Source organism: Neisseria basseii (genome assembly GCF_962707005.1).
GTDB classification, from domain to species: Bacteria; Pseudomonadota; Gammaproteobacteria; order Burkholderiales; family Neisseriaceae; genus Neisseria; species Neisseria bergeri.
On sequence record NZ_CAUIXH010000015.1, the window covers coordinates 1 to 18,492 of the forward strand.

Sequence of the window (18,492 nt, forward strand, 5' to 3'; positions counted from 1 at the left end):
AAATTCAAAAAAAAAACGGAAACCGGACGGATTGGATTCCCGCCTGCGCGGGAATGACGGATTTTAGGTTTTTTTTTGATTTTCTATTTTTCTCGGGAATGACGGTTTGGAAGTTTTCCGAAACTTAAAAACAACTGAAACCCAAAAAACTATAGTGGATTAACAAAAACCAGTACGGCGTTACCTCGCCTTAGCTCAAAGAGAACGATTCTCTAAGGTGCTGAAGCACCAAGTGAATCGGTTCCGTACTGTTTGTACTGTCTGCGGCTTCATCGCCTTGTCCTGATTTTTGTTAATCCACTATAAATTACCGCCTGCGCGGGAATGATGGTTTGGGTTCTTTCTCTTTGAAATTGCGATGCTGGAAATGCCGTCTGAAGTTCAGACGGCATTTTTGTGCCGGTTTAAAACAAGGCCTGCTGCGCGATCAGGTTTCTGACGGGGGCGAAGTCGCGGCGGTGTTCGGGCAGCACGCCGTATTGTTTGAGGGCTTCCAAATGCTGCTTCGTGCCGTAACCTTTGTGTTTGTCGAAACCGTATTGGGGATGGCGTTGCGCCAGTGCGTACATTTCCGCATCGCGTGCGGTCTTTGCCAAAACGGATGCAGCGGAGATTTCGATGATTTTGCTGTCGCCTTTGACGACGGCTTCGGCAGGGATGTTCAAATGTTCGGGAATGCGGTTGCCGTCGATGAATATTTTTTCGGGATGCACAGCCAAACCGTCAACGGCGCGTTTCATCGCGAGCATCGTGGCGTGCAGGATGTTGAGGCTGGCGATTTCTTCGGGCCCGGAGGCGGCGACGTGCCACGCAACCGCCTGTTCTTTAATCATTTCGGCAAGCGCGTCGCGTTTTTTCTCGCTGAGTTTTTTGGAGTCGGTCAGTCCGGGCAGGTCGAATGTTTCCGGAAGGATGACGGCGGCGGCAAAAACGCTGCCGACTAAAGGTCCGCGTCCTGCCTCGTCCACGCCGGCGGTCAGTATGTGCATGATGTTTCCTGTCGGGATGGTGGGAATGCCGTCTGAAAAGGGTTTCAGACGGCATCGCGCCGATGTGTTTATTTCGCGTCTTTAAACCCGCGCTTCAAATGCACCATCAGCAATGCCACTGCCGCAGGCGTTACGCCGGAAATACGACTGGCTTGACCGACGGTTTCGGGTTTGTGCTGGTTGAGCTTTTGCTGCACTTCGGCGGATAAGCCTTTGACTTTGCTGTAATCGATGTCGTCTGGCAGTTTTAATGTTTCGATGTCGCGGCGGCTGTCGATTTCTTCGTTTTGGCGGTCGATATAGCCTTGGTATTTGACTTGGATTTCGACTTGTTCGATGACTTCGGCAGACAGGTTTTCAGACGACCTTGCGCCTTCGAGCGTCATCAGCGCGGCGTAGTCGAGGTTCGGGCGGCGTAACAAATCGTGCAGGTTGGCTTCGCGGCTGAGTTTTTGTCCGAACACGCGGATTTGTTCGTCTTCGGCGAGTTTTTGCGGCGTGTACCACGTTGTTTTCAAACGTTGGATTTCGCGTTCGACGGCTTCGCGTTTTTCGTTGAACATGCGCCATTGTTCTTCACCCACCAAGCCGATTTTGTAACCGTCTTCGGTCAGGCGCATGTCGGCGTTGTCTTCCCTGAGTTGCAGGCGGTATTCGGCGCGGCTGGTGAACATCCGGTAAGGTTCGTTCACGCCTTTGGTGATGAGGTCGTCCACCAATACGCCGAGATAGGCTTGTTCACGGCGCAGCAGGAGCGGGTCTTGTTCGCGGACGTATTGCACGGCGTTCGCGCCTGCGAGCAGGCCTTGTGCGGCGGCTTCTTCGTAGCCTGTCGTGCCGTTGATTTGCCCGGCGAAAAACAGTCCCTCAATGGTTTTGGTTTCGAGGCTGGCTTTGAGGTTGCGCGGGTCGAAGTAGTCGTATTCGATGGCGTAGCCGGGGCGCAGGATATGGGCGTTTTCAAGGCCTTTCATGCTGCGCACGAGCGCGATTTGGATGTCGAACGGCAGGCTGGTGGAAATACCGTTGGGGTAGTATTCGTTGGTGGTCAGGCCTTCGGGCTCGAGGAAAATCTGGTGGCTGTCTTTGTCGGCGAAGCGGTTGATTTTGTCTTCGATAGACGGACAGTAGCGCGGGCCGACGCCTTCGATTTTGCCGGTGAACATGGGGCTGCGGTCGAAACCGCTGCGGATAATGTCGTGGGTTTTCAAATTGGTATGCGTAATCCAGCAGGACACTTGGCGCGGGTGCATTTCGGCGTTGCCGCGCACGGACATTACGGGAACGGGCGTGTCGCCGGGCTGTTCGGTGAGCTGGGAAAAATCAATCGTGCGCCCATCAATGCGCGGCGGCGTGCCGGTTTTCAGACGACCTTGCGGCAGGTTCAATTCGCGCAAGCGTCCGCCCAGCGATTTGGCGGCGGGGTCGCCGGCGCGGCCGCCTTCGTAGTTTTCCAAACCGATGTGGATTTTGCCGGACAAAAACGTGCCTGCGGTCAGCACGACGGCGCGGGCTTTGAATTCCACGCCCATCGCGGTGATTACGCCGCTGATGCGGTCGCCGTCGAGCGTTACGTCGTCAACCGACTGCTGGAAAAGGTCGAGGTTTTCTTGGTTTTCCAGCATTTCGCGGATGGCGGCTTTATACAGGATGCGGTCCGCCTGTGCGCGTGTGGCTCGAACCGCCGCGCCTTTGCTGGCGTTCAGACGGCGGAACTGGATGCCGGATTTATCGGTGGCCAACGCCATCGCGCCGCCGAGCGCGTCGAGTTCGCGCACGAGATGGCCTTTGCCGATGCCGCCGATGGAGGGGTTGCACGACATTTGTCCGAGCGTTTCGATGTTGTGTGTGAGCAAAAGCGTCTGCGCGCCCATGCGTGCGGCGGCAAGCGCGGCTTCCGTGCCTGCGTGGCCGCCGCCGACGACGATGACGTCGTAGGTTTTGGGGTAAATCATGTGGGTCATGTGTGTCTTGCCTAACGGTGTTTCAGACGGCATTCCAAGCAGGATGCCGTCTGAAAAACGAAATGGATTCAAAAGTAAAGGGTTGGGATTGTACGCCTGTTCGCCCTGTTTTTACAGTGCGCGGAAAGGGAAAAGCCGCTTCGCGGGGAAGCGGCTCCGGTAAGGGCGGGATTTACCAAACGTCGGATTTGATGCGGCGTTTCAGACCCGGATGTTCGGAAAGTTTGAACTCGGGGTCTTTGCCCATTTTCAGCTTGGCGGTGTAATCGCGCAGCAGCATAAACGCCAGTGGCGAGAGCAGCAGGATGGCGACAAGGTTGATCCACGCCATAATGCCCATCGCCATATCCGCCATATCCCAGACCAAAGGCACATTGGCAACCGCACCGAAATAGACCCACGCCAAAACCAGCATACGGAAAACGGCGGTAATCAGCCAATGGCTTTTGATGAATTGGACGTTGGACTCGGCATAGGCATAGTTGCCGATAACGGTGGAAAAGGCAAACATAAACAGGATGACGGCGAGGAAGCCCGCGCCCCATTGCCCCACTTGGCTGACAATCGCCGCCTGCGTCAGTGCCGCACCGCTCAAGTCGCCGTGAGGCTGTTGATAGGTCAAGACGATAAAGGCGGTGCATGAGCAGACGATGATGGTATCGACGAAAACGCCCAACATTTGAATCATGCCCTGGGAGACGGGATGTTTCACTTCGGCAGCGGCGGCGGCATTCGGTGCGGAACCCATACCTGCCTCATTGGAATACAGGCCGCGTTTGATACCCTGCATCATGGTGGTTGAAATCAGTCCGCCGAGGAAACCGCCTGCAGCCGAATCGAAGTTGAACGCGTTGGAGAAAATCTGACCGAACACGTCAGGAATCAGGGAAATATTGGTAACAATAATGAAGAGTGCCATGACGAGGTATAAAACCGCCATCAGGGGCACGACGATTTCCGCCGCTTTAGATACGCGCCGGATGCCGCCGAAGATAATCGGCGCGGTTAAAATCACCAGGGCAACGCCGACATAATGAGGCTCCCAGCCCCATGCCGCTTTGACGGTATCGGCGATGGTATTGGTCTGAACCGCTTCAAACACAAAGCCGAAACAGAAAATCAGGCTCAGGGCGAACAACACGCCCAGCCATTTCTGCCCCAGCCCTTGAGTGATGTAGTAGGCGGGGCCGCCCCGGAAATGGTGGTTGTCGTAGTCGCGGACTTTAAAGAGCTGCGCCAGCGAAGATTCGACAAACGCCGAACTCATACCGATTAAGGCGGTTACCCACATCCAAAACACCGCGCCTGGCCCGCCGACTTTGATGGCGATGGCCACGCCCGCGATGTTGCCCACGCCCACGCGGCTGGCAAGGCCGGTTACAAATGCCTGAAACGGCGTGATGCCGTGAGGGTCGTCCCCCTGTTTGCGGCCGCCGAGCATTTCTTTGATGCTGCGCCCGAACAGGCGGAATTGGACAAAGCCCGTGGTTACGGTGAAGAAAAGCCCCGTACCCAAAAGCATATAAACCAAGTATGACCACATCGGATCGTTGATGGCGCCGACCCAGCCGTGCAGCCATTCGGTAAAGTTCTCGTTCATATCGCTTCCTTAAAGTTGAAACCCGCACATATGGCGGTATGTAAGCAGGGTTTAAATTTTGTAAACGCCCATTCTAGCAGATTGTCAACAAAATCAGAAAAATTTACATCGCCGCGCGGCTGCGGCGTTAGAATCGCATTTTGTTTGGAGCAAACGAAATGAAACAGCCCGTTTTTGCCGTTACTTCCGGCGAGCCTGCCGGCATCGGCCCCGATATTTGTTTGGACTTGGCATTTGCACGCCTGCCCTGCCGCTGCGCGGTATTGGGCGACAAAAACCTATTGCGCGCGCGCGCCGAAGCCTTGAGCAAAAGCGTCGTCCTGCGCGACTTCGATCCGGAATCAGGCGGCGCGGCATACGGCGAGCTGGAAGTGCTGCATATCCCGACCGCCGAAGCGGTTGAGGCCGGGCGGCTCAATCCCGCCAACGCCGCCTATGTGCTGCAACTTTTGGACACCGCGCTCGCAGGCATTTCAGACGGCATTTTCGACGGCATCGTTACCGCGCCGCTGCACAAAGGCATCATCAACGACGCGCGCGCAAGCACAGGTTTTTTCAGCGGACACACCGAATATCTGGCGGAAAAAAGCGGCACGGGGCAGGTTGTGATGATGCTTGTCGGCAAAGGCCTGCGCGTCGCCCTCGTAACGACCCACCTGCCGCTGAAAGACGTTGCCGCCGTCATCACGCGGCCGCTGATTGAAAGCGTCGCACGCATTTTGCATCACGACTTAAAACACAAATTCTGCATCAAAAATCCCAAAATCCTGGTCGCCGGACTCAACCCCCACGCCGGTGAGGGCGGACACCTCGGACACGAAGAAACCGACACCATTATCCCCGCGCTCGAAAACCTGCGCCGCGAAGGGATAAACCTTGCCGGCCCGTATCCGGCGGACACATTGTTCCAACCGTTTATGCTCGAAGGTGCGGATGCCGTATTGGCGATGTACCACGACCAAGGGCTGCCCGTGTTGAAATACCACAGCTTCGGACAGGGCGTGAACATCACGCTGGGGCTGCCCTTTATCCGCACCTCCGTCGATCACGGCACCGCGCTCGATTTGGCGGCAACCGGCAGAGCGGATTCCGGCAGCCTGATAACTGCCGTGGAGACCGCCGTCGAGATGGCGCGCGGCAGCCTTTAAAGATGATAAAAGACCCGTCATTCCCGCGCAGGCGGGAATCCAGACCTTCAGGCAGCGGCAATATTCAAAGATTATCTGAAAGTTTGAGGTTCTAGATTCCCGTTTTCACGGGAATGACGGAATGTTGCGGTAATTATGGGAATGGCGGAAGGTTGCGGGAATGACGGGAATGGCGAAGTTTCAGACGGCATCGTCCATCCTCCGCCGTCATTCCCGCGCAGGCGGGAATCCAGACCTTCGGGCAGCGGCAATATTTAAAGATTATCTGAAAGTTTGAGGTTCTAGATTCCCGTTTTCACGGGAATGACGAAATGTTGCGGGAATCCGGCTTGTTCGGTTTCGGTTTTTTTGAGGTTTCGGGCAACTTCTAAACCGTCATTCCCGCGTAGGCGGGAATCCAGGCCTTTGGGCGACGGCAATATTCAAAGATTATCCGAAAGTTTGAGGTTCTAGATTCCCGTTTTCACGGAAATGACGGAATGTTGTGGGAATCCAGACCTTCGGGCAGCGGCAATATTCAAAGATTATCTGAAAGTTTAGAGGTTCTAGATTCCCGTTTTCACGGGAATGACGGAAGGTGCGGGAATGATGGGAATGGCGGAATGTTGCGGTAATCATGGGAATGGCGAAGTTTCAGACGGCATTGTCCACCCTCCGCCGTCATTCCCGCGCAGGCGGGAATCCGGCTTATTCGGTTTCGGTTTTTTTGAGGTTTCGGGCAACTTCTAAACCGTCATTCCCGCACAGGCGGGAATCCAGACCTTTGGGCGGCGGCAATATTCAAAGATTATCCGAAAGTTTGAGGTTCTAGATTCCCGTTTTCACGGGAATGACGAAAGGTTGCGGGAATGGCGGAATGTTTCGGTAATCACGGGAATGGCGAAGTTTCAGACGGCATTGCAGGTATCCGAATCTATGTAAAAAAGAGGTTCTGCGGAACAGAACCTCTTTTTGCCGCCGTCGGTTCAGCCTTGCCGGGTTTCGACTTGGATCATTTCTTCGGCAGGGACGGTTGCGGCTTCAGACGGCTTGGGCTGTTCGGAACGGCGCAAACCGCGTCCGGCTTGGACTTCGGGTTGTGCCGCCCATGCCTTCAATGCGGCAGGGTCGGTTTCGATCAGGACGAGTCCGCCGGTTTGTGCGGTTTCCTGTGCCTGTTCCGCCGCAGCCGTAAAGGTTGAGGTTTCAGACGGCATTTCCTGTGCTTCGGCTTTCGGTGTCGCTCCTTCGGGAAGGATGGCGGCAACGGCCTGACGGATTTTTTCTGCCGCATCATAAACCAGTGCGTCGTTGTTTGAAACGGTGGGAGATGCTGTCGGAACGTCCCTTTCTGCAACCGGTTTGGCAATGCTGACGGTAATCGGAGCATTTGCATCGTTTTCCCCGAAAACATGGGCGACAGCGGAACGGACTTTGTCGGCGGTATCGTGAATATTCAGGTACTGCTCGATTTTGGCGGCAGACGGGATATTGCGTTTTTTGCCGTTTTGACGGCGGTCGCGCTGATTGTTGCGTTCGCGGCGTTCTTTGGCATCTCGGCTGTCGCGTTCGCGGCGGTTGCGTTCGGATTTGGGCTTGCTGCCTTTGTCTTCTGCGGTATGCGGTTCGGGCGGCGTGTTTTCCGCTGTCTGAACGGCTGTTTCGGCAACGGCGGCGGTTTCCGGCGCGGTTTGGCTGCGTTCGCTGCGGCTGCCGTTGCGGCGGCGTTTGCCGGTTTGCACTTCGGTTTCGGACGGTGCGGCATCTGCAACGGTTGCGGTAGGCTGTACGTTGCGGCTTTGGATTTCCGCTTCGTTGGCGCGTTCGGCGGCACGGTCGCCGCGTTCGTTGCGGCGGCGGTTGCCGTTGTTGCGCGTTTCGGCTTTGTCGGCACGCGCTTCCTGTCCGGCAGTTTTGCCTGCCACTTCGCGGACTTCTACTTTGCTGCCTTCGCGTTTGCTGCGGCGCGGGTTTTGGCGGCGGTTGCTGGCGCGGCTGCCGCTGCGGTTTGCCGTGCTGCGTTTTTCGGAGGTTTCGGCAGCGGCTGCGGCTTGGGTTTCGCTGCCGCCGAAAATGCGTTTGAGCCATGCTTTGAAGCTGTCCCACCAGGAGGTTTTTTTCTCGGGGGCGGCAGTCGGGGCGGGGCTGGTGTGGCGCACGCCTTTGACGGCGGGTTCGGGACGGGCGGCTTTGGCCCTTTCGCTGCCGAACGGTTTGGCGGATTCGTCTTCTTCCGGCTCGGCAACGCGCTTGTAGCTCGGTTCGCCGTCTTCTTCTACGTCGTCGGTGCGGATGCGGTTGATTTCGTAGTGCGGATTTTCGAGGTGGATGTTCGGAATCAGGACGACGTTGACATCCAAACGCTCTTCCATCGCAAACAGCTCGGCGCGTTTTTCGTTCAGCAGGAAGGTGGCGACATCGACGGGCACTTGGGCGCGCACTTCGCCGGTGTTGTCTTTCATCGCTTCTTCTTGAACCATACGCAAAACGTGCAGGGCGGTGGATTCGATGCCCCGAATCACGCCGGTGCCGGCACAGCGCGGACAGGCGACGTGGCTGCTTTCGCCCAAGGCGGGTTTCAGGCGTTGGCGGCTCAATTCCAAAAGTCCGAAACGCGAAAGTTTGCCCATTTGCACGCGGGCGCGGTCTTTTTTGAGCGCGTCGCGCAGGACGTTTTCCACATCGCGCTGGTGTTTGGGGTTTTCCATATCGATGAAGTCGATGACGACCAAACCGCCCAAGTCGCGCAGGCGCATTTGTCGGGCGACTTCTTCGGCGGCTTCCATATTGGTTTTGAACGCGGTGTCTTCGATGTCCGCGCCGCGTGTGGCACGGGCGGAGTTGACATCGATGGAGACGAGGGCTTCGGTGTGGTCGATGACGATCGCGCCGCCGGAAGGCAGGCTGACGCTGCGCGAGAACGCGCTTTCGATTTGGTGTTCGATTTGGAAGCGGGAAAACAGCGGCGTGTGGTCTTCGTAGAGTTTCAGACGGCCTATATTGCCCGGCATGACGTAGCTCATGAACTCGGCAACTTGGTCGTAAACTTCTTGATTGTCCACCAGAATTTCGCCGATGTCGGGGCGGAAATAGTCGCGGATGGCGCGGATGAGCAGCGAGCTTTCCATAAAGAGCAGGTAGGGGTCGTGATGCGCTTTTCCTGCTTCTTCAATCGCCTGCCAGAGTTGTTTGAGGTAGTTCAAGTCCCATTCCAACTCTTCCGCGCTGCGGCCGATGCCTGCGGTGCGGGCGATGATGCTCATGCCGTTCGGAATGTCGAGTTCCGCCATCGCGGCTTTGAGTTCTTGACGCTCTTCGCCTTCGATACGGCGGGATACGCCGCCGCCGCGCGGATTGTTGGGCATCAGTACGAGATAGCGTCCTGCGAGGCTGATGAAGGTGGTCAGCGCCGCGCCTTTGTTGCCGCGCTCGTCTTTTTCGACTTGGACGATGACTTCCATGCCTTCTTTGAGCACGTCCTGAATGCGCGCGCGCCCGCCTTCGTAGTCTTGGAAGTATGAGCGGGAGACTTCTTTAAACGGTAAGAAGCCGTGGCGGTCGGTTCCGTAATCGACGAAACACGCTTCCAGCGACGGCTCGATGCGGGTAATGATGCCTTTGTAGATATTGCCTTTGCGCTGTTCTTTGCCCAGCGTTTCGATGTCCAAATCCAGCAGGTTTTGTCCGTCGACGATGGCAACGCGCAGCTCTTCGGCCTGCGTTGCGTTGAATAACATTCTTTTCATGATCACCTCGTGGGCAGGCGGCGTTCAGACGGCACATGCCCGGTTTGGCACTCCGGAATGCTGGGTTTTCCGATGTTTTCGGATGGAACCGGTAATCAGTTTTTGAGTTGAAAATCCGCAGGGATGCACGTTCCGAGGAACCGTGTGCGGAAGGGTCGGATAAAGAAGGCAATAAAGATCGATGCGGCGGTCTGTCTGCCGCGTTCCGAGCGGTATGGTCGGAAAAATGGGGGGCCGGCTTCTTCTTGTTATCGTTATGCCTGTGTTTTCGGGCGGTTTGCGTTTGGGGCTTGGGCCCGGCTGCCGTCTTACTTCCGCTCCGAAACGGCAAAATCAATTCAAACTTGACTACGTTCTGCGCCTGCCGGCTGGGAACAGGCGCAGGGAAAATGCTTTGCGGAGTGCGTTTTTAATATAAAATTCCGTTTTAAAGTAAACCGTTTCAGGGGGCGCGGCGGGCGCGCTTTCTGCTGAAACGGATGTTCGGATTATAGATGAAAACGCACGAAATAAGCAAAGGTTCGGTCAGCTTGATAGGGGTTGCCGAACATGAGGCGGGGCAACGCCTTGATAACTATCTGATAAAAATCCTCAAGGGTGTGCCCAAGAGCCATATCCACCGCATTATCCGCGCCGGCGAGGTGCGCTTGAACAAGAAACGCTGCAAACCCGACAGCCGTATTGCGGAGGGGGATACGGTGCGGATTCCGCCTGTGCGCGTGGCTGAGAAGGAAATGCCGTCTGAAAGGCGTGCCACCGTACCGGCGCGTGCGTTTGAGGTGGTTTACGAAGACGACGCGCTTTTGGTCATCAACAAACCGTCCGGCGTTGCCGTCCACGGCGGCAGCGGCGTGAGTTTCGGGGTTATCGAGCAGTTGCGCCGCGCCCGTCCGGAGGCGAAGTATTTGGAGTTGGTCCACCGTTTGGACAAGGATACGAGCGGCTTGTTGATGGTGGCGAAGAAACGCAGCGCGCTCGTCAAACTTCACGAAGCCATCCGTAACGACCACCCCAAAAAAATCTACCTTGCGCTGGGGGTGGGCAAACTGCCGGACGACAATTTCCATGTCAAACTGCCCCTGTTCAAATATACCGGCGCACAAGGCGAAAAGATGGTGCGCGTTAGTGCGGACGGGCAGGCTGCGCATACGGTGTTCCGTGTGTTAAGCCGTTTTTTAGACGGCATTTTGCACGGTGTCGGGCTGTCGCACCTGACTTTGGTGCGGGCAACGCTGAAAACGGGGCGCACGCACCAAATCCGCGTGCATCTGCAATCTCAAGGCTGTCCGATTGCGGGCGACGAACGCTACGGCGATTATCAGGCGAACCGGCGTTTGCAGAAGTTGGGTTTGAAGTGGATGTTTTTGCACGCATCCGAGCTGCACCTGAACCATCCGCTCACGGGTGAGCCGCTGGTGTTGAAGGCGGAGCTGCCGCCGGACTTGGCGCAGTTTGCGGTGATGTTGGAAAACGGGACGAAAATGTGAACCCCGATGCCGTCTGAAGCCTTCAGACGGCATCGGGAGGTGAAAGTATGTGGGGACAGACGAATATGGCTGATAAAAAAAGCCCTTTGATTGCCGTCAGTGTCGGCGAAGCGTCGGGCGACCTATTGGGGGCGCACCTGATACGCGCCATCCGAAAGCGTTGCCCGCAGGCGCGTTTTGTCGGTATCGGCGGCGAACTGATGAAGGCGGAAGGTTTCGAGAGCCTTTATGATCAGGAGCGGCTGGCGGTGCGCGGCTTTGTCGAAGTGGTCAGGCGGCTGCCGGAAATTTTACGGATACGCAGGGGGCTGGTACGGGATTTGCTGTCGTTGAAACCTGATGTCTTTGTCGGTATCGATGCGCCCGATTTTAATCTGGGTGTGGCGGAGCGGCTCAAACGGGCGGGCATTCCGACCGTGCATTATGTCAGCCCGTCGGTGTGGGCGTGGCGGCGGGAACGTGTGGGCAAAATCGTGCATCAGGTCAACCGCGTGCTGTGCCTGTTCCCGATGGAGCCGCAGCTTTATCTCGATGCGGGCGGACGTGCGGAGTTTGTCGGTCATCCGATGGCGCAGCTTATGCCCTTGGAAGACGATCGTGAAACGGCGAGGAAAACTTTGGGCGTGGATGCCGGCATCCCAGTATTTGCCCTGCTGCCTGGCAGCCGCGTCAGCGAAATCGACTATATGGCGCCGGTGTTTTTTCAGACGGCATTATTGTTGTTGGAACGCTATCCTGCCGCACGCTTCCTGCTGCCTGCCGCAACTGAGGCGACGAAGCGGCGTTTGGCGGAAGTTTTGCAGTGTCCGGAGTTTGCCGGATTGCCGCTGACGGTAACCGACAGACAGTCTGAAACGGTGTGCAGGGCGGCGGACGCGGTGCTGGTAACGAGCGGTACGGCAACTTTGGAGGTGGCGTTGTGCAAGCGTCCGATGGTCATCAGCTACAAGATTTCGCCGCTGACCTATGCTTATGTGAAACGCAAAATCAAAGTGCCGCATGTCGGTCTGCCGAATATCCTGTTGGGTAAGGAGGCCGTGCCGGAATTATTGCAATCTGAAGCAAAACCGGAAAAACTGGCGGCGGCGTTGGCGGACTGGTACGAACACCCCGATAAGGTTGCCGCGCTGCAACGGGATTTCAGGGCGTTGCACCTGCTGTTGAAAAAAGATACGGCGGATTTGGCCGCGCGCGCGGTTTTGGAAGAGGCGGGATGTTGAGCGGTTAATGGATTATCTTCCTGAAGCAGCACGTATTACAAAAAAGGGGGAGAAATTGTGATTAATGGCACATCAAACAATAAGTATTTAAGAGGAATTCCAAATGAAACAGAACTGACCCGAATGGGCTTAAGGTTAAAATATAATGGCTCGTTAACTGATTAATTTTTGTTATATATGATTTATGATTATAGCTTATACTAATACTAATACGCTTACTTACCTTGTTTCATTTGTTCTTCGTAAATTTCTATTTTAGGCAATTGTGTCAGTTCAATAGGGCAAGTTGCTCCCCACCAAAAATGTTCTACATAAAACCAAGGATTATCTGGAAAATATAGCAACATCTCTTCCATATCCGGCCAAATTCTTCTTAATTCATCTACCTGTGTTTTTGGCGAACCGGTTAATATTTTTGGAGGATTTTCACGATAATCGCATAATTCAATAACACCATCTGATAAAAGTTCTTCCAAAAAATCAAAAAATCTAATTTTTAAATTTGGATCTTTGATATCCATATTTAAATAATTTTTATAAACACCAAAAATACCACCTAAATATTCACAATATTCTAAAAGATTATATTTTATCTTCACATTCATAACGTAACCTTTATCTAAATTTTAATTCTAATCTTTGCCCACGTACTGAATCAGGTTGATTCCTAAACTCAATCGTCCATTTTGCTCCAGTTTGTTCTCGGCTAGTTGAAAAATTCCTTAAAATGAAGGAAGAGTTTAAACAACTGAAATTTCATAAGAGTAGTGGAACCAACTTGGACTCAAAAAATCTTAAAACCATTGTTTTTGAAAAGGTAAAATAATATGACAGCTTATACTATTCCAAGAAAAGATTATCAATTTCTGTATATATTTGAAGGTGCTCTATTAAACTATACTTTGAAAAATGATGAATTTCATATCATCGTCAATTGTGTGGATTATCCGGATTTACCTCAAGAAATTCCTACACCAAATTACACAGACTGGGTAAAAATTAAATTCAAGCAGTTCAGCTATCTGAAATTTATCTATGGATACGCTACGAAGAGCCAAGATAAAAAGATCAAAAATGTATTGGAGCTTGGCGAATTAAAGCAGGATGATGAAATCTTGGATTATGGAGGTACGCTGGAATTGATAGGCGGTAGGTATGATCTTCCGACCGGTTTTAGCATAGATATAGTTTGCCGGGAAATAGAGTTAGAATTTTTAGATCAGGAGAGTTTCAATTAAACGAGCCGTAGCTTGTTATGCTGAGCAGGCAACTTTATCGTATTTCCTTTTCGGTTGAAACCCCGCCCTTTAGGGCGGTAGAATCAGATTTTATTTGGGAGGGGCGTAACCCCTTCCGAATCAGGGCAACACATAGGGCGACGCTTTATGTGTCGTCCTGTGTGTTGAAACATTGATATGCCGATACGGAGCCTATCGGCAAAATGCCGTCTGAACAATATCTTTTCAGACGGCATTTTGTATGGGGGTTAACGGTTGTTCAGCCCGAGTACGTCCTGCATATCGTACAAACCTGTTTTGCCGTTTACCCAAACTGCGGCGCGGACGGCACCGGCGGCAAAGGTCATGCGGCTGCTGGCTTTGTGGGTGATTTCCACGCGTTCGCCGTCGGTGGCGAAGAGGGCGGTGTGGTCGCCGACGATGTCGCCTGCGCGGACGGTGGCAAAGCCGATGGTGGACGGATCGCGCGGACCGGTGTGGCCTTCGCGGCCGTAAACGGCGCATTGTTTGAGGTCGCGGCCGAGTGCGCCGGCGATGACTTCGCCCATGCGTAACGCGGTGCCGCTGGGGGCATCGACTTTGTGGCGGTGGTGGCCTTCGATGATTTCGATGTCGTAGCCTTCGTTTAATACGCGGGCGACGGTGTCGAGGATGTGGAAGGTGAGGTTCACGCCGACGCTGAAGTTGGCAGCGAAAACGATGCCTGTTTTTTCGCCTGCGGCTTGGATGGCGGCTTTGCCCGCATCGTCGAAGCCTGTTGTGCCGATGATGATGCAGACACCTTTTTCCACGCATTTTTGCAGGTGTTTGAGGGTCGGCTCGGGGCGGGTAAAGTCGATGAGTACGTCGCTTTGTGCGAGAACGGCGTCAACGTCGTCTGAAATGGCGATGCCGGTTTTGAGTCCGACGGCGTAGCCTGCGTCCAGCCCGAGGGCTTCTGAGCCTGAGTGTTCAAGCGCACCGGAAAGGACGGTGTCGGGATGGTTGTTGACGGCTTCAACCAATACGCGCCCCATGCGGCCGTTGACGCCGGCGATGGCGATTTTGAGCGGTGTCATGTGTGTTCCTTATTGTTTGTCTGCGTTTTGTTTCGCGCGGAGGGCTTCGGCGGCATTTTGGAGGGCGTCGCCTTCGGCGCGGACAAGCACGCCGTTTTCAAAATAGACGGTTAGATTGCTGCGTTCTTTGATGATGCCGTTGCGGGAGGTGTTGAAGGTATAGTCCCAGCGGTCGGTATGGAATGCGTTGTGCAGCATGGGGCTGCCGAGCAGTAGCAGGACTTGGTCTTTGGTCATGCCGGCGCGGAGGGAGACGACGGCACGGGGTTCGAGTTCGTTGCCCTGTATGATTTTGAGTTTGTACGAGGGGAACAGTGAAACGCGTTCGACGCTGCACGCGGTCAGGCTGAACAGGGCGGAAAGGACGAGTATGAGGGTTTTGTTCACGAGAGAACCTTTCTGTGCAAATCGGGATGTCTAGTGTAGTACTGCTTGAATATTTTATAAAAGCGAACGATAATCATACGCTTAAGCGGTATTTCACCCTGTCTGTGTCCGACTGCCCGTCCGCCGTTGCGGTTTTGCTATTGTAAACTGCTATGGCGTGATAGTGGGCAAGCAGGCTGAAATTGCGTATTATAGCGTCTATTATTTTACAGGGATATTGAATATTATGGAAAAATTCAGCAACATTGCGCAACTGAAAGACAGTGGACTGAAAGTTACCGGTCCGCGTTTGAAGATTTTGGATTTGTTCGAGACTCATGCGGAAGAGCATTTGAGTGCCGAGGATGTGTACCGTATTTTGTTGGAAGAGGGTGTGGAAATCGGCGTGGCAACGATTTACCGCGTGCTGACCCAGTTTGAGCAGGCGGGTATTCTGCAACGCCATCATTTTGAAACGGGCAAGGCGGTTTATGAGTTGGACAAGGGCGACCACCATGACCATATCGTCTGTGTGAAATGCGGCGAGGTAACGGAATTCCACAATCCCGAAATCGAAGCCCTGCAAGACAAAATCGCGGAAGAAAACGGCTACCGCATTGTTGATCACGCGCTGTATATGTACGGTGTGTGCAGCGGTTGCCAGACTAAGGGCAAACGTTAAAATCCGGACGGTTTGTTTTTTCAGACGGCATTCGTCATTTCGAATGCCGTCTGTGTTTTATGGAGGACTGATATGGGTATTCCGTTGCTTGCACCCGGAGATTATGCATTCCCCGATCCTGCCCGTGCATTGTCGGAGTACGAAGGGCTGGTCGGTGTGAGCAGGGATTTGGATGCGGGGAGACTGCTTGAGGCGTATCGGAACGGCGTGTTTCCGTGGTTTTCTCGGGACGGGTGGTTTTTTTGGTATGCGGTCGGGCCCCGTGCGGTGGTGTTTCCCGACAGGCTGCATATTCCGCGTTCGCTGGCGAAAACGCTGCGCAACGGCAGCTATCGGGTTACGGTCAACGGCTGTTTTGCGGAAGTTGTCGCGCATTGTGCGGCAGCGGCGCGCCCGAATCAGGATGGGACTTGGATTGCGCCTGAGTTTCAGACGGCATACCTTCAGCTGCATGAAATGGGACACGCGCATTCTTTCGAGTGCCATTATCCCGATGAAAACGGTAGAACGAGGTTGGCGGGCGGGTTTTACGGCGTTCAGATCGGCAAGGTGTTTTATGGCGAATCGATGTTTGCGTTGCAACCGGATGCGTCGAAAATCGCGTTTGCCTGCGCCGTGCCGTTTCTCGCGTCTTTGGGCGTGGAACTGATAGACTGCCAGCAGGACACGGAACATATGCGCCGTTTCGGATCGGAATTGCTGCCGTTTGCGGATTTTGCCGTCCGGCTCCGAAGCCTGAATGCCGTACCTTTGAAAGAGGCGGTAGGCTGCTGCGAAGTGGCGTGCAACAGGCTGGGATAGCGGTTCTTGTGTGAAAATGCCGTCTGAAACTTGAAAATATTGGGTTTCAGACGGCATTTTGTTTGACGGTTTATTGCTTATTTGAGCGGGCGTACTTCAAGTCCGAACATGCGGCGTGCAGTGTTCAGCATTTGACAGCTGAATCCCCATTCGTTGTCATACCATGCGAAGACTTTAACCATGTTGCCGTCGACGACTTTGGTCAGCGTTGAGTCGAAGTGGCTGGCTTGCGTGGTGTGGTTGAAGTCCATGGAAACAAGCGGCAGGGTGTTGTAGCCCAAAACACCTTTGAGCTCGCCTTCTTCGGAGGCAGCTTTCAGCAGTGCGTTGATTTCTTCGGCTGTCGTGTCGCGTCCGGCCTGGAAGCTTAAATCGACCAGGGAAACGTTGACGGTCGGTACGCGGATGGCAAGCCCGTCGAGTTTGCCTTTCAATTCGGGCAGTACCAGTCCGACGGCTTTTGCCGCGCCGGTTTTGGTCGGAATCATGTTCTCTATGCCGCTGCGTGCCCGGCGGAGGTCTTTGTGGCGCACGTCGGTTACGGTCTGGTCGTTGGTCAGGGCATGGATGGTCGTCATCGCGCCTTTGACGATGCCGACGCTTGCGCTCAATACTTTGGCGACAGGGGCGAGGCAGTTGGTGGTGCAGGAGGCGTTGGAAACGACGGTCATGTCGTCGGTTAGGACGCCGTCGTTTACGCCGTAAACGACGGTCGCATCGATATCATCGCCGCCCGGTGCGGAAATGAGGACTTTTTTCGCGCCGCTTTCCAGATGTATTTTGGCTTTTTCTTTGCTGGTAAACGCGCCGGTACATTCCATGACCAAATCTACGCCGAGTTCTTTCCATGGCAGTTCGGCGGGATTTCGGGTGGAGAAGTAGGGAATTTTGTCGCCGTTGATGATGAGGTGGCTGCCGTCATGGGATACGTCGGCGTCAAATCGGCCGTGCACGGTGTCGAATTTGGTGAGGTGGGCGTTGGTTTCAAGGCTGCCGCTGGCGTTGACGGCGACGATTTGGAGCTGGTCTTGGATTTTATAGTCGTAGATGGCGCGCAAAACCTGGCGGCCAATGCGTCCGTAGCCGTTGATGGCGACTTTGATGCCCATGGTTCGTTCCTTTGTTGAGGGTTGGGTAGATTTCGGGGCGGATTATAGCAAATTTGTAGTGGCGTGTAATTAATATTTTATTGAAAACGGCGCTGCCGGATGGGTGGGCGGTAAGATGCGGACGGCACAGGTGCGGCGGACGGAGAGCTTGATAAAATGCCGTCTGAAGCGGCTTCAGACGGCATTTCGGGGAGGGGTCAGGAGGCGGTATTCTGTGCGGCTTCCTGTTTGGCTTTGTATTGTTTGAGGTATTCGAGGGCGGCGGCTTTTTCGCTGTCGCTGCCGTATTTCATATCGCGTTGGGCGCGGCGCAACTCGGCGCGTTCGCGGGCTTCGGCTATCTGTTTCGCCTGATAGTCTTTGCGGTTGTCGGCGGCGGCGAGGCGGTCTTGTTGGGTTTGCGCTTTTGCCATGGCTTTGGCGATGAGGTCGGCAGGGTTAAACGCCGGTTTTTTCGGTGTGTCGGGTGTTTGCGGACGCGCGTTGCGGACGGCGGCTTCGCGTTGTTTGCGTTCGTTGCGTTTGAGGTAGCGCGCACGCGCGTGTTCGGCGGCGGCAAAACGGCTGTCGGCGGACAGGCTGAAGCGGCGCGCGCGGGGCAGGACGGTGTCGGCAACGGGCTGCATATGGATGCAGTCCACGGGGCAGGGGGCGACGCAGAGTCCGCAGCCGGTGCATTCGTCGGCGATGACGGTATGCATAAGTTTGCCCGCGCCCATAATGGCATCGGCAGGGCAGGCGCGGATACAGGCGGTGCAGCCGATACAGGCGGATTCGTCTATCCGGGCGAGTGCTTTGGCTTGGGTTTTGGCAGGTGCGACAAGGGGTTTGCCGAGCAGGGCGGCAAGGTCGCGGACGACGGATTCTCCGCCCGGGGTGCAGAGGTTGTACGCTTCGCCTGTTGCGACTGCCTGTGCGTAGGGCAGGCAGCCGTCGTAGCCGCATTCGCGGCATTGGGTTTGGGGAAGCAGGCGGTCTATGGCGGCGGCTGTGGCGGTCATGTCGGTGTGCGGCTCAAAATCGAAAGGGCGTATTTTAGCAGAATTGTATGCCGCGCCCGTTTCGGATGGTGCGCGGTGTTTTGTTATAATACGGCGGCGTATGC

At 54.8% G+C, this 18,492-nt stretch carries 17 protein-coding genes; 7 read left to right on the forward strand and 10 right to left on the reverse strand.

Annotation, left to right across the window (positions count from 1 at the left end):
* Nucleotides 1-269 precede the first annotated feature (269 nt).
* The 4 genes from Q9I99_RS08155 to Q9I99_RS08170 all read right to left on the reverse strand — a co-directional run bounded on the left by Q9I99_RS08155 (nt 270) and on the right by Q9I99_RS08170 (nt 4,553).
* The gene (locus Q9I99_RS08155) at nt 270-392 is read right to left on the reverse strand and encodes a hypothetical protein (RefSeq protein WP_301667003.1); all 123 of its coding nucleotides are present in this window, start codon (nt 390-392) and stop codon (nt 270-272) included.
* Nucleotides 393-404: 12 nt separating this feature from the next.
* On the reverse strand, nt 405-989 hold the full coding sequence (gene rnhB / locus Q9I99_RS08160) for a ribonuclease HII (RefSeq protein ID WP_301667004.1): 585 nt from the start codon (nt 987-989) through the stop codon (nt 405-407).
* Nucleotides 990-1,057: 68 nt separating this feature from the next.
* Nucleotides 1,058-2,953, reverse strand: a complete 1,896-nt coding sequence (gene mnmG, locus Q9I99_RS08165; RefSeq protein ID WP_301667021.1) for a tRNA uridine-5-carboxymethylaminomethyl(34) synthesis enzyme MnmG — start codon at nt 2,951-2,953, stop codon at nt 1,058-1,060.
* A 172-nt stretch (nt 2,954-3,125) separates the two neighbouring features.
* Entirely contained in the window at nt 3,126-4,553 is a 1,428-nt protein-coding gene (locus Q9I99_RS08170; RefSeq protein WP_301667005.1) for an alanine/glycine:cation symporter family protein, read from the reverse strand.
* A gap of 158 nt (nt 4,554-4,711) precedes the next feature.
* Between Q9I99_RS08170 and pdxA the strand changes: the two genes are divergently transcribed.
* Together pdxA and Q9I99_RS08180 are read left to right on the forward strand one after the other, a co-directional pair.
* Nucleotides 4,712-5,701 carry a 4-hydroxythreonine-4-phosphate dehydrogenase PdxA gene (pdxA, locus tag Q9I99_RS08175; protein WP_301667006.1) on the forward strand — a complete coding sequence of 330 codons (990 nt, stop codon included), beginning with the start codon at nt 4,712-4,714 and terminating at the stop codon, nt 5,699-5,701.
* Nucleotides 5,702-6,286: 585 nt separating this feature from the next.
* The gene (locus Q9I99_RS08180) at nt 6,287-6,430 is read left to right on the forward strand and encodes a hypothetical protein (protein WP_304666203.1); all 144 of its coding nucleotides are present in this window, start codon (nt 6,287-6,289) and stop codon (nt 6,428-6,430) included.
* A gap of 236 nt (nt 6,431-6,666) precedes the next feature.
* Here Q9I99_RS08180 and Q9I99_RS08185 read toward each other — a convergent pair whose 3' ends face one another.
* A complete protein-coding gene (locus tag Q9I99_RS08185; protein ID WP_301667008.1) occupies nt 6,667-9,426 on the reverse strand; it encodes an Rne/Rng family ribonuclease in 2,760 nt (919 codons plus the stop codon).
* Between the two features lie 494 nt (nt 9,427-9,920).
* Between Q9I99_RS08185 and Q9I99_RS08190 the strand changes: the two genes are divergently transcribed.
* Nucleotides 9,921-10,913, forward strand: coding sequence for an RluA family pseudouridine synthase (locus Q9I99_RS08190; protein WP_304666205.1), 993 nt, complete (start codon nt 9,921-9,923; stop codon nt 10,911-10,913).
* Nucleotides 10,914-10,960: 47 nt separating this feature from the next.
* Nucleotides 10,961-12,133, forward strand: coding sequence for a lipid-A-disaccharide synthase (lpxB, locus tag Q9I99_RS08195; RefSeq protein ID WP_301667010.1), 1,173 nt, complete (start codon nt 10,961-10,963; stop codon nt 12,131-12,133).
* A gap of 215 nt (nt 12,134-12,348) precedes the next feature.
* Here the strand turns inward: lpxB and Q9I99_RS08200 are convergent, their stop codons facing one another.
* Complete coding sequence (locus Q9I99_RS08200) at nt 12,349-12,738, reverse strand: DUF596 domain-containing protein (protein ID WP_002216284.1); 390 nt, start codon at nt 12,736-12,738, stop codon at nt 12,349-12,351.
* A gap of 222 nt (nt 12,739-12,960) precedes the next feature.
* On the opposite strand from Q9I99_RS08200, the gene Q9I99_RS08205 reads away from it, so the two are divergent.
* On the forward strand, nt 12,961-13,371 hold the full coding sequence (locus tag Q9I99_RS08205) for a hypothetical protein (protein WP_301667011.1): 411 nt from the start codon (nt 12,961-12,963) through the stop codon (nt 13,369-13,371).
* Between the two features lie 248 nt (nt 13,372-13,619).
* Here Q9I99_RS08205 and dapB read toward each other — a convergent pair whose 3' ends face one another.
* Complete coding sequence (gene dapB, locus Q9I99_RS08210; RefSeq protein ID WP_301667012.1) at nt 13,620-14,429, reverse strand: 4-hydroxy-tetrahydrodipicolinate reductase; 810 nt, start codon at nt 14,427-14,429, stop codon at nt 13,620-13,622.
* Between the two features lie 9 nt (nt 14,430-14,438).
* Nucleotides 14,439-14,816: an outer membrane protein assembly factor BamE gene (locus Q9I99_RS08215; protein WP_301667013.1), complete on the reverse strand. Its 378-nt coding sequence runs from the start codon at nt 14,814-14,816 to the stop codon at nt 14,439-14,441.
* Nucleotides 14,817-14,973: 157 nt separating this feature from the next.
* Here Q9I99_RS08215 and fur point away from each other — a divergent pair, with 157 nt between their 5' ends.
* Nucleotides 14,974-15,477 (forward strand): ferric iron uptake transcriptional regulator, encoded by a 504-nt coding sequence (fur, locus tag Q9I99_RS08220; protein ID WP_003675995.1) that lies wholly within the window; start codon nt 14,974-14,976, stop codon nt 15,475-15,477.
* 72 nt (nt 15,478-15,549) lie between these two features.
* Nucleotides 15,550-16,278, forward strand: a complete 729-nt coding sequence (gene aat, locus Q9I99_RS08225) for a leucyl/phenylalanyl-tRNA--protein transferase (RefSeq protein WP_301667014.1) — start codon at nt 15,550-15,552, stop codon at nt 16,276-16,278.
* A 77-nt stretch (nt 16,279-16,355) separates the two neighbouring features.
* Here the strand turns inward: aat and gap are convergent, their stop codons facing one another.
* Entirely contained in the window at nt 16,356-17,387 is a 1,032-nt protein-coding gene (gene gap / locus Q9I99_RS08230; protein ID WP_301667015.1) for a type I glyceraldehyde-3-phosphate dehydrogenase, read from the reverse strand.
* A 197-nt stretch (nt 17,388-17,584) separates the two neighbouring features.
* The gene (locus Q9I99_RS08235) at nt 17,585-18,388 is read right to left on the reverse strand and encodes an RnfABCDGE type electron transport complex subunit B (protein WP_301667016.1); all 804 of its coding nucleotides are present in this window, start codon (nt 18,386-18,388) and stop codon (nt 17,585-17,587) included.
* Nucleotides 18,389-18,492 lie beyond the last annotated feature (104 nt).

What these genes read in the sequence shown, in the direction of transcription:
- rnhB (WP_301667004.1), bottom strand. Translation starts at nt 989, where the DNA reads ATGCACATACTGACCGCCGGCGTGGACGAGGCAGGACGCGGACCTTTA.
- Q9I99_RS08205 (WP_301667011.1), top strand. Translation starts at nt 12,961, where the DNA reads ATGACAGCTTATACTATTCCAAGAAAAGATTATCAATTTCTGTATATA.
- aat (WP_301667014.1), top strand. Translation starts at nt 15,550, where the DNA reads ATGGGTATTCCGTTGCTTGCACCCGGAGATTATGCATTCCCCGATCCT.
- Q9I99_RS08200 (WP_002216284.1), bottom strand. Translation starts at nt 12,738, where the DNA reads ATGAATGTGAAGATAAAATATAATCTTTTAGAATATTGTGAATATTTA.
- Q9I99_RS08190 (WP_304666205.1), top strand. Translation starts at nt 9,921, where the DNA reads ATGAAAACGCACGAAATAAGCAAAGGTTCGGTCAGCTTGATAGGGGTT.
- lpxB (WP_301667010.1), top strand. Translation starts at nt 10,961, where the DNA reads ATGTGGGGACAGACGAATATGGCTGATAAAAAAAGCCCTTTGATTGCC.
- dapB (WP_301667012.1), bottom strand. Translation starts at nt 14,429, where the DNA reads ATGACACCGCTCAAAATCGCCATCGCCGGCGTCAACGGCCGCATGGGG.
- Q9I99_RS08235 (WP_301667016.1), bottom strand. Translation starts at nt 18,388, where the DNA reads ATGACCGCCACAGCCGCCGCCATAGACCGCCTGCTTCCCCAAACCCAA.
- pdxA (WP_301667006.1), top strand. Translation starts at nt 4,712, where the DNA reads ATGAAACAGCCCGTTTTTGCCGTTACTTCCGGCGAGCCTGCCGGCATC.
- Q9I99_RS08185 (WP_301667008.1), bottom strand. Translation starts at nt 9,426, where the DNA reads ATGAAAAGAATGTTATTCAACGCAACGCAGGCCGAAGAGCTGCGCGTT.
- Q9I99_RS08155 (WP_301667003.1), bottom strand. Translation starts at nt 392, where the DNA reads ATGCCGTCTGAACTTCAGACGGCATTTCCAGCATCGCAATTTCAAAGA.
- Q9I99_RS08180 (WP_304666203.1), top strand. Translation starts at nt 6,287, where the DNA reads ATGATGGGAATGGCGGAATGTTGCGGTAATCATGGGAATGGCGAAGTT.
- mnmG (WP_301667021.1), bottom strand. Translation starts at nt 2,953, where the DNA reads ATGACCCACATGATTTACCCCAAAACCTACGACGTCATCGTCGTCGGC.
- Q9I99_RS08170 (WP_301667005.1), bottom strand. Translation starts at nt 4,553, where the DNA reads ATGAACGAGAACTTTACCGAATGGCTGCACGGCTGGGTCGGCGCCATC.
- gap (WP_301667015.1), bottom strand. Translation starts at nt 17,387, where the DNA reads ATGGGCATCAAAGTCGCCATCAACGGCTACGGACGCATTGGCCGCCAG.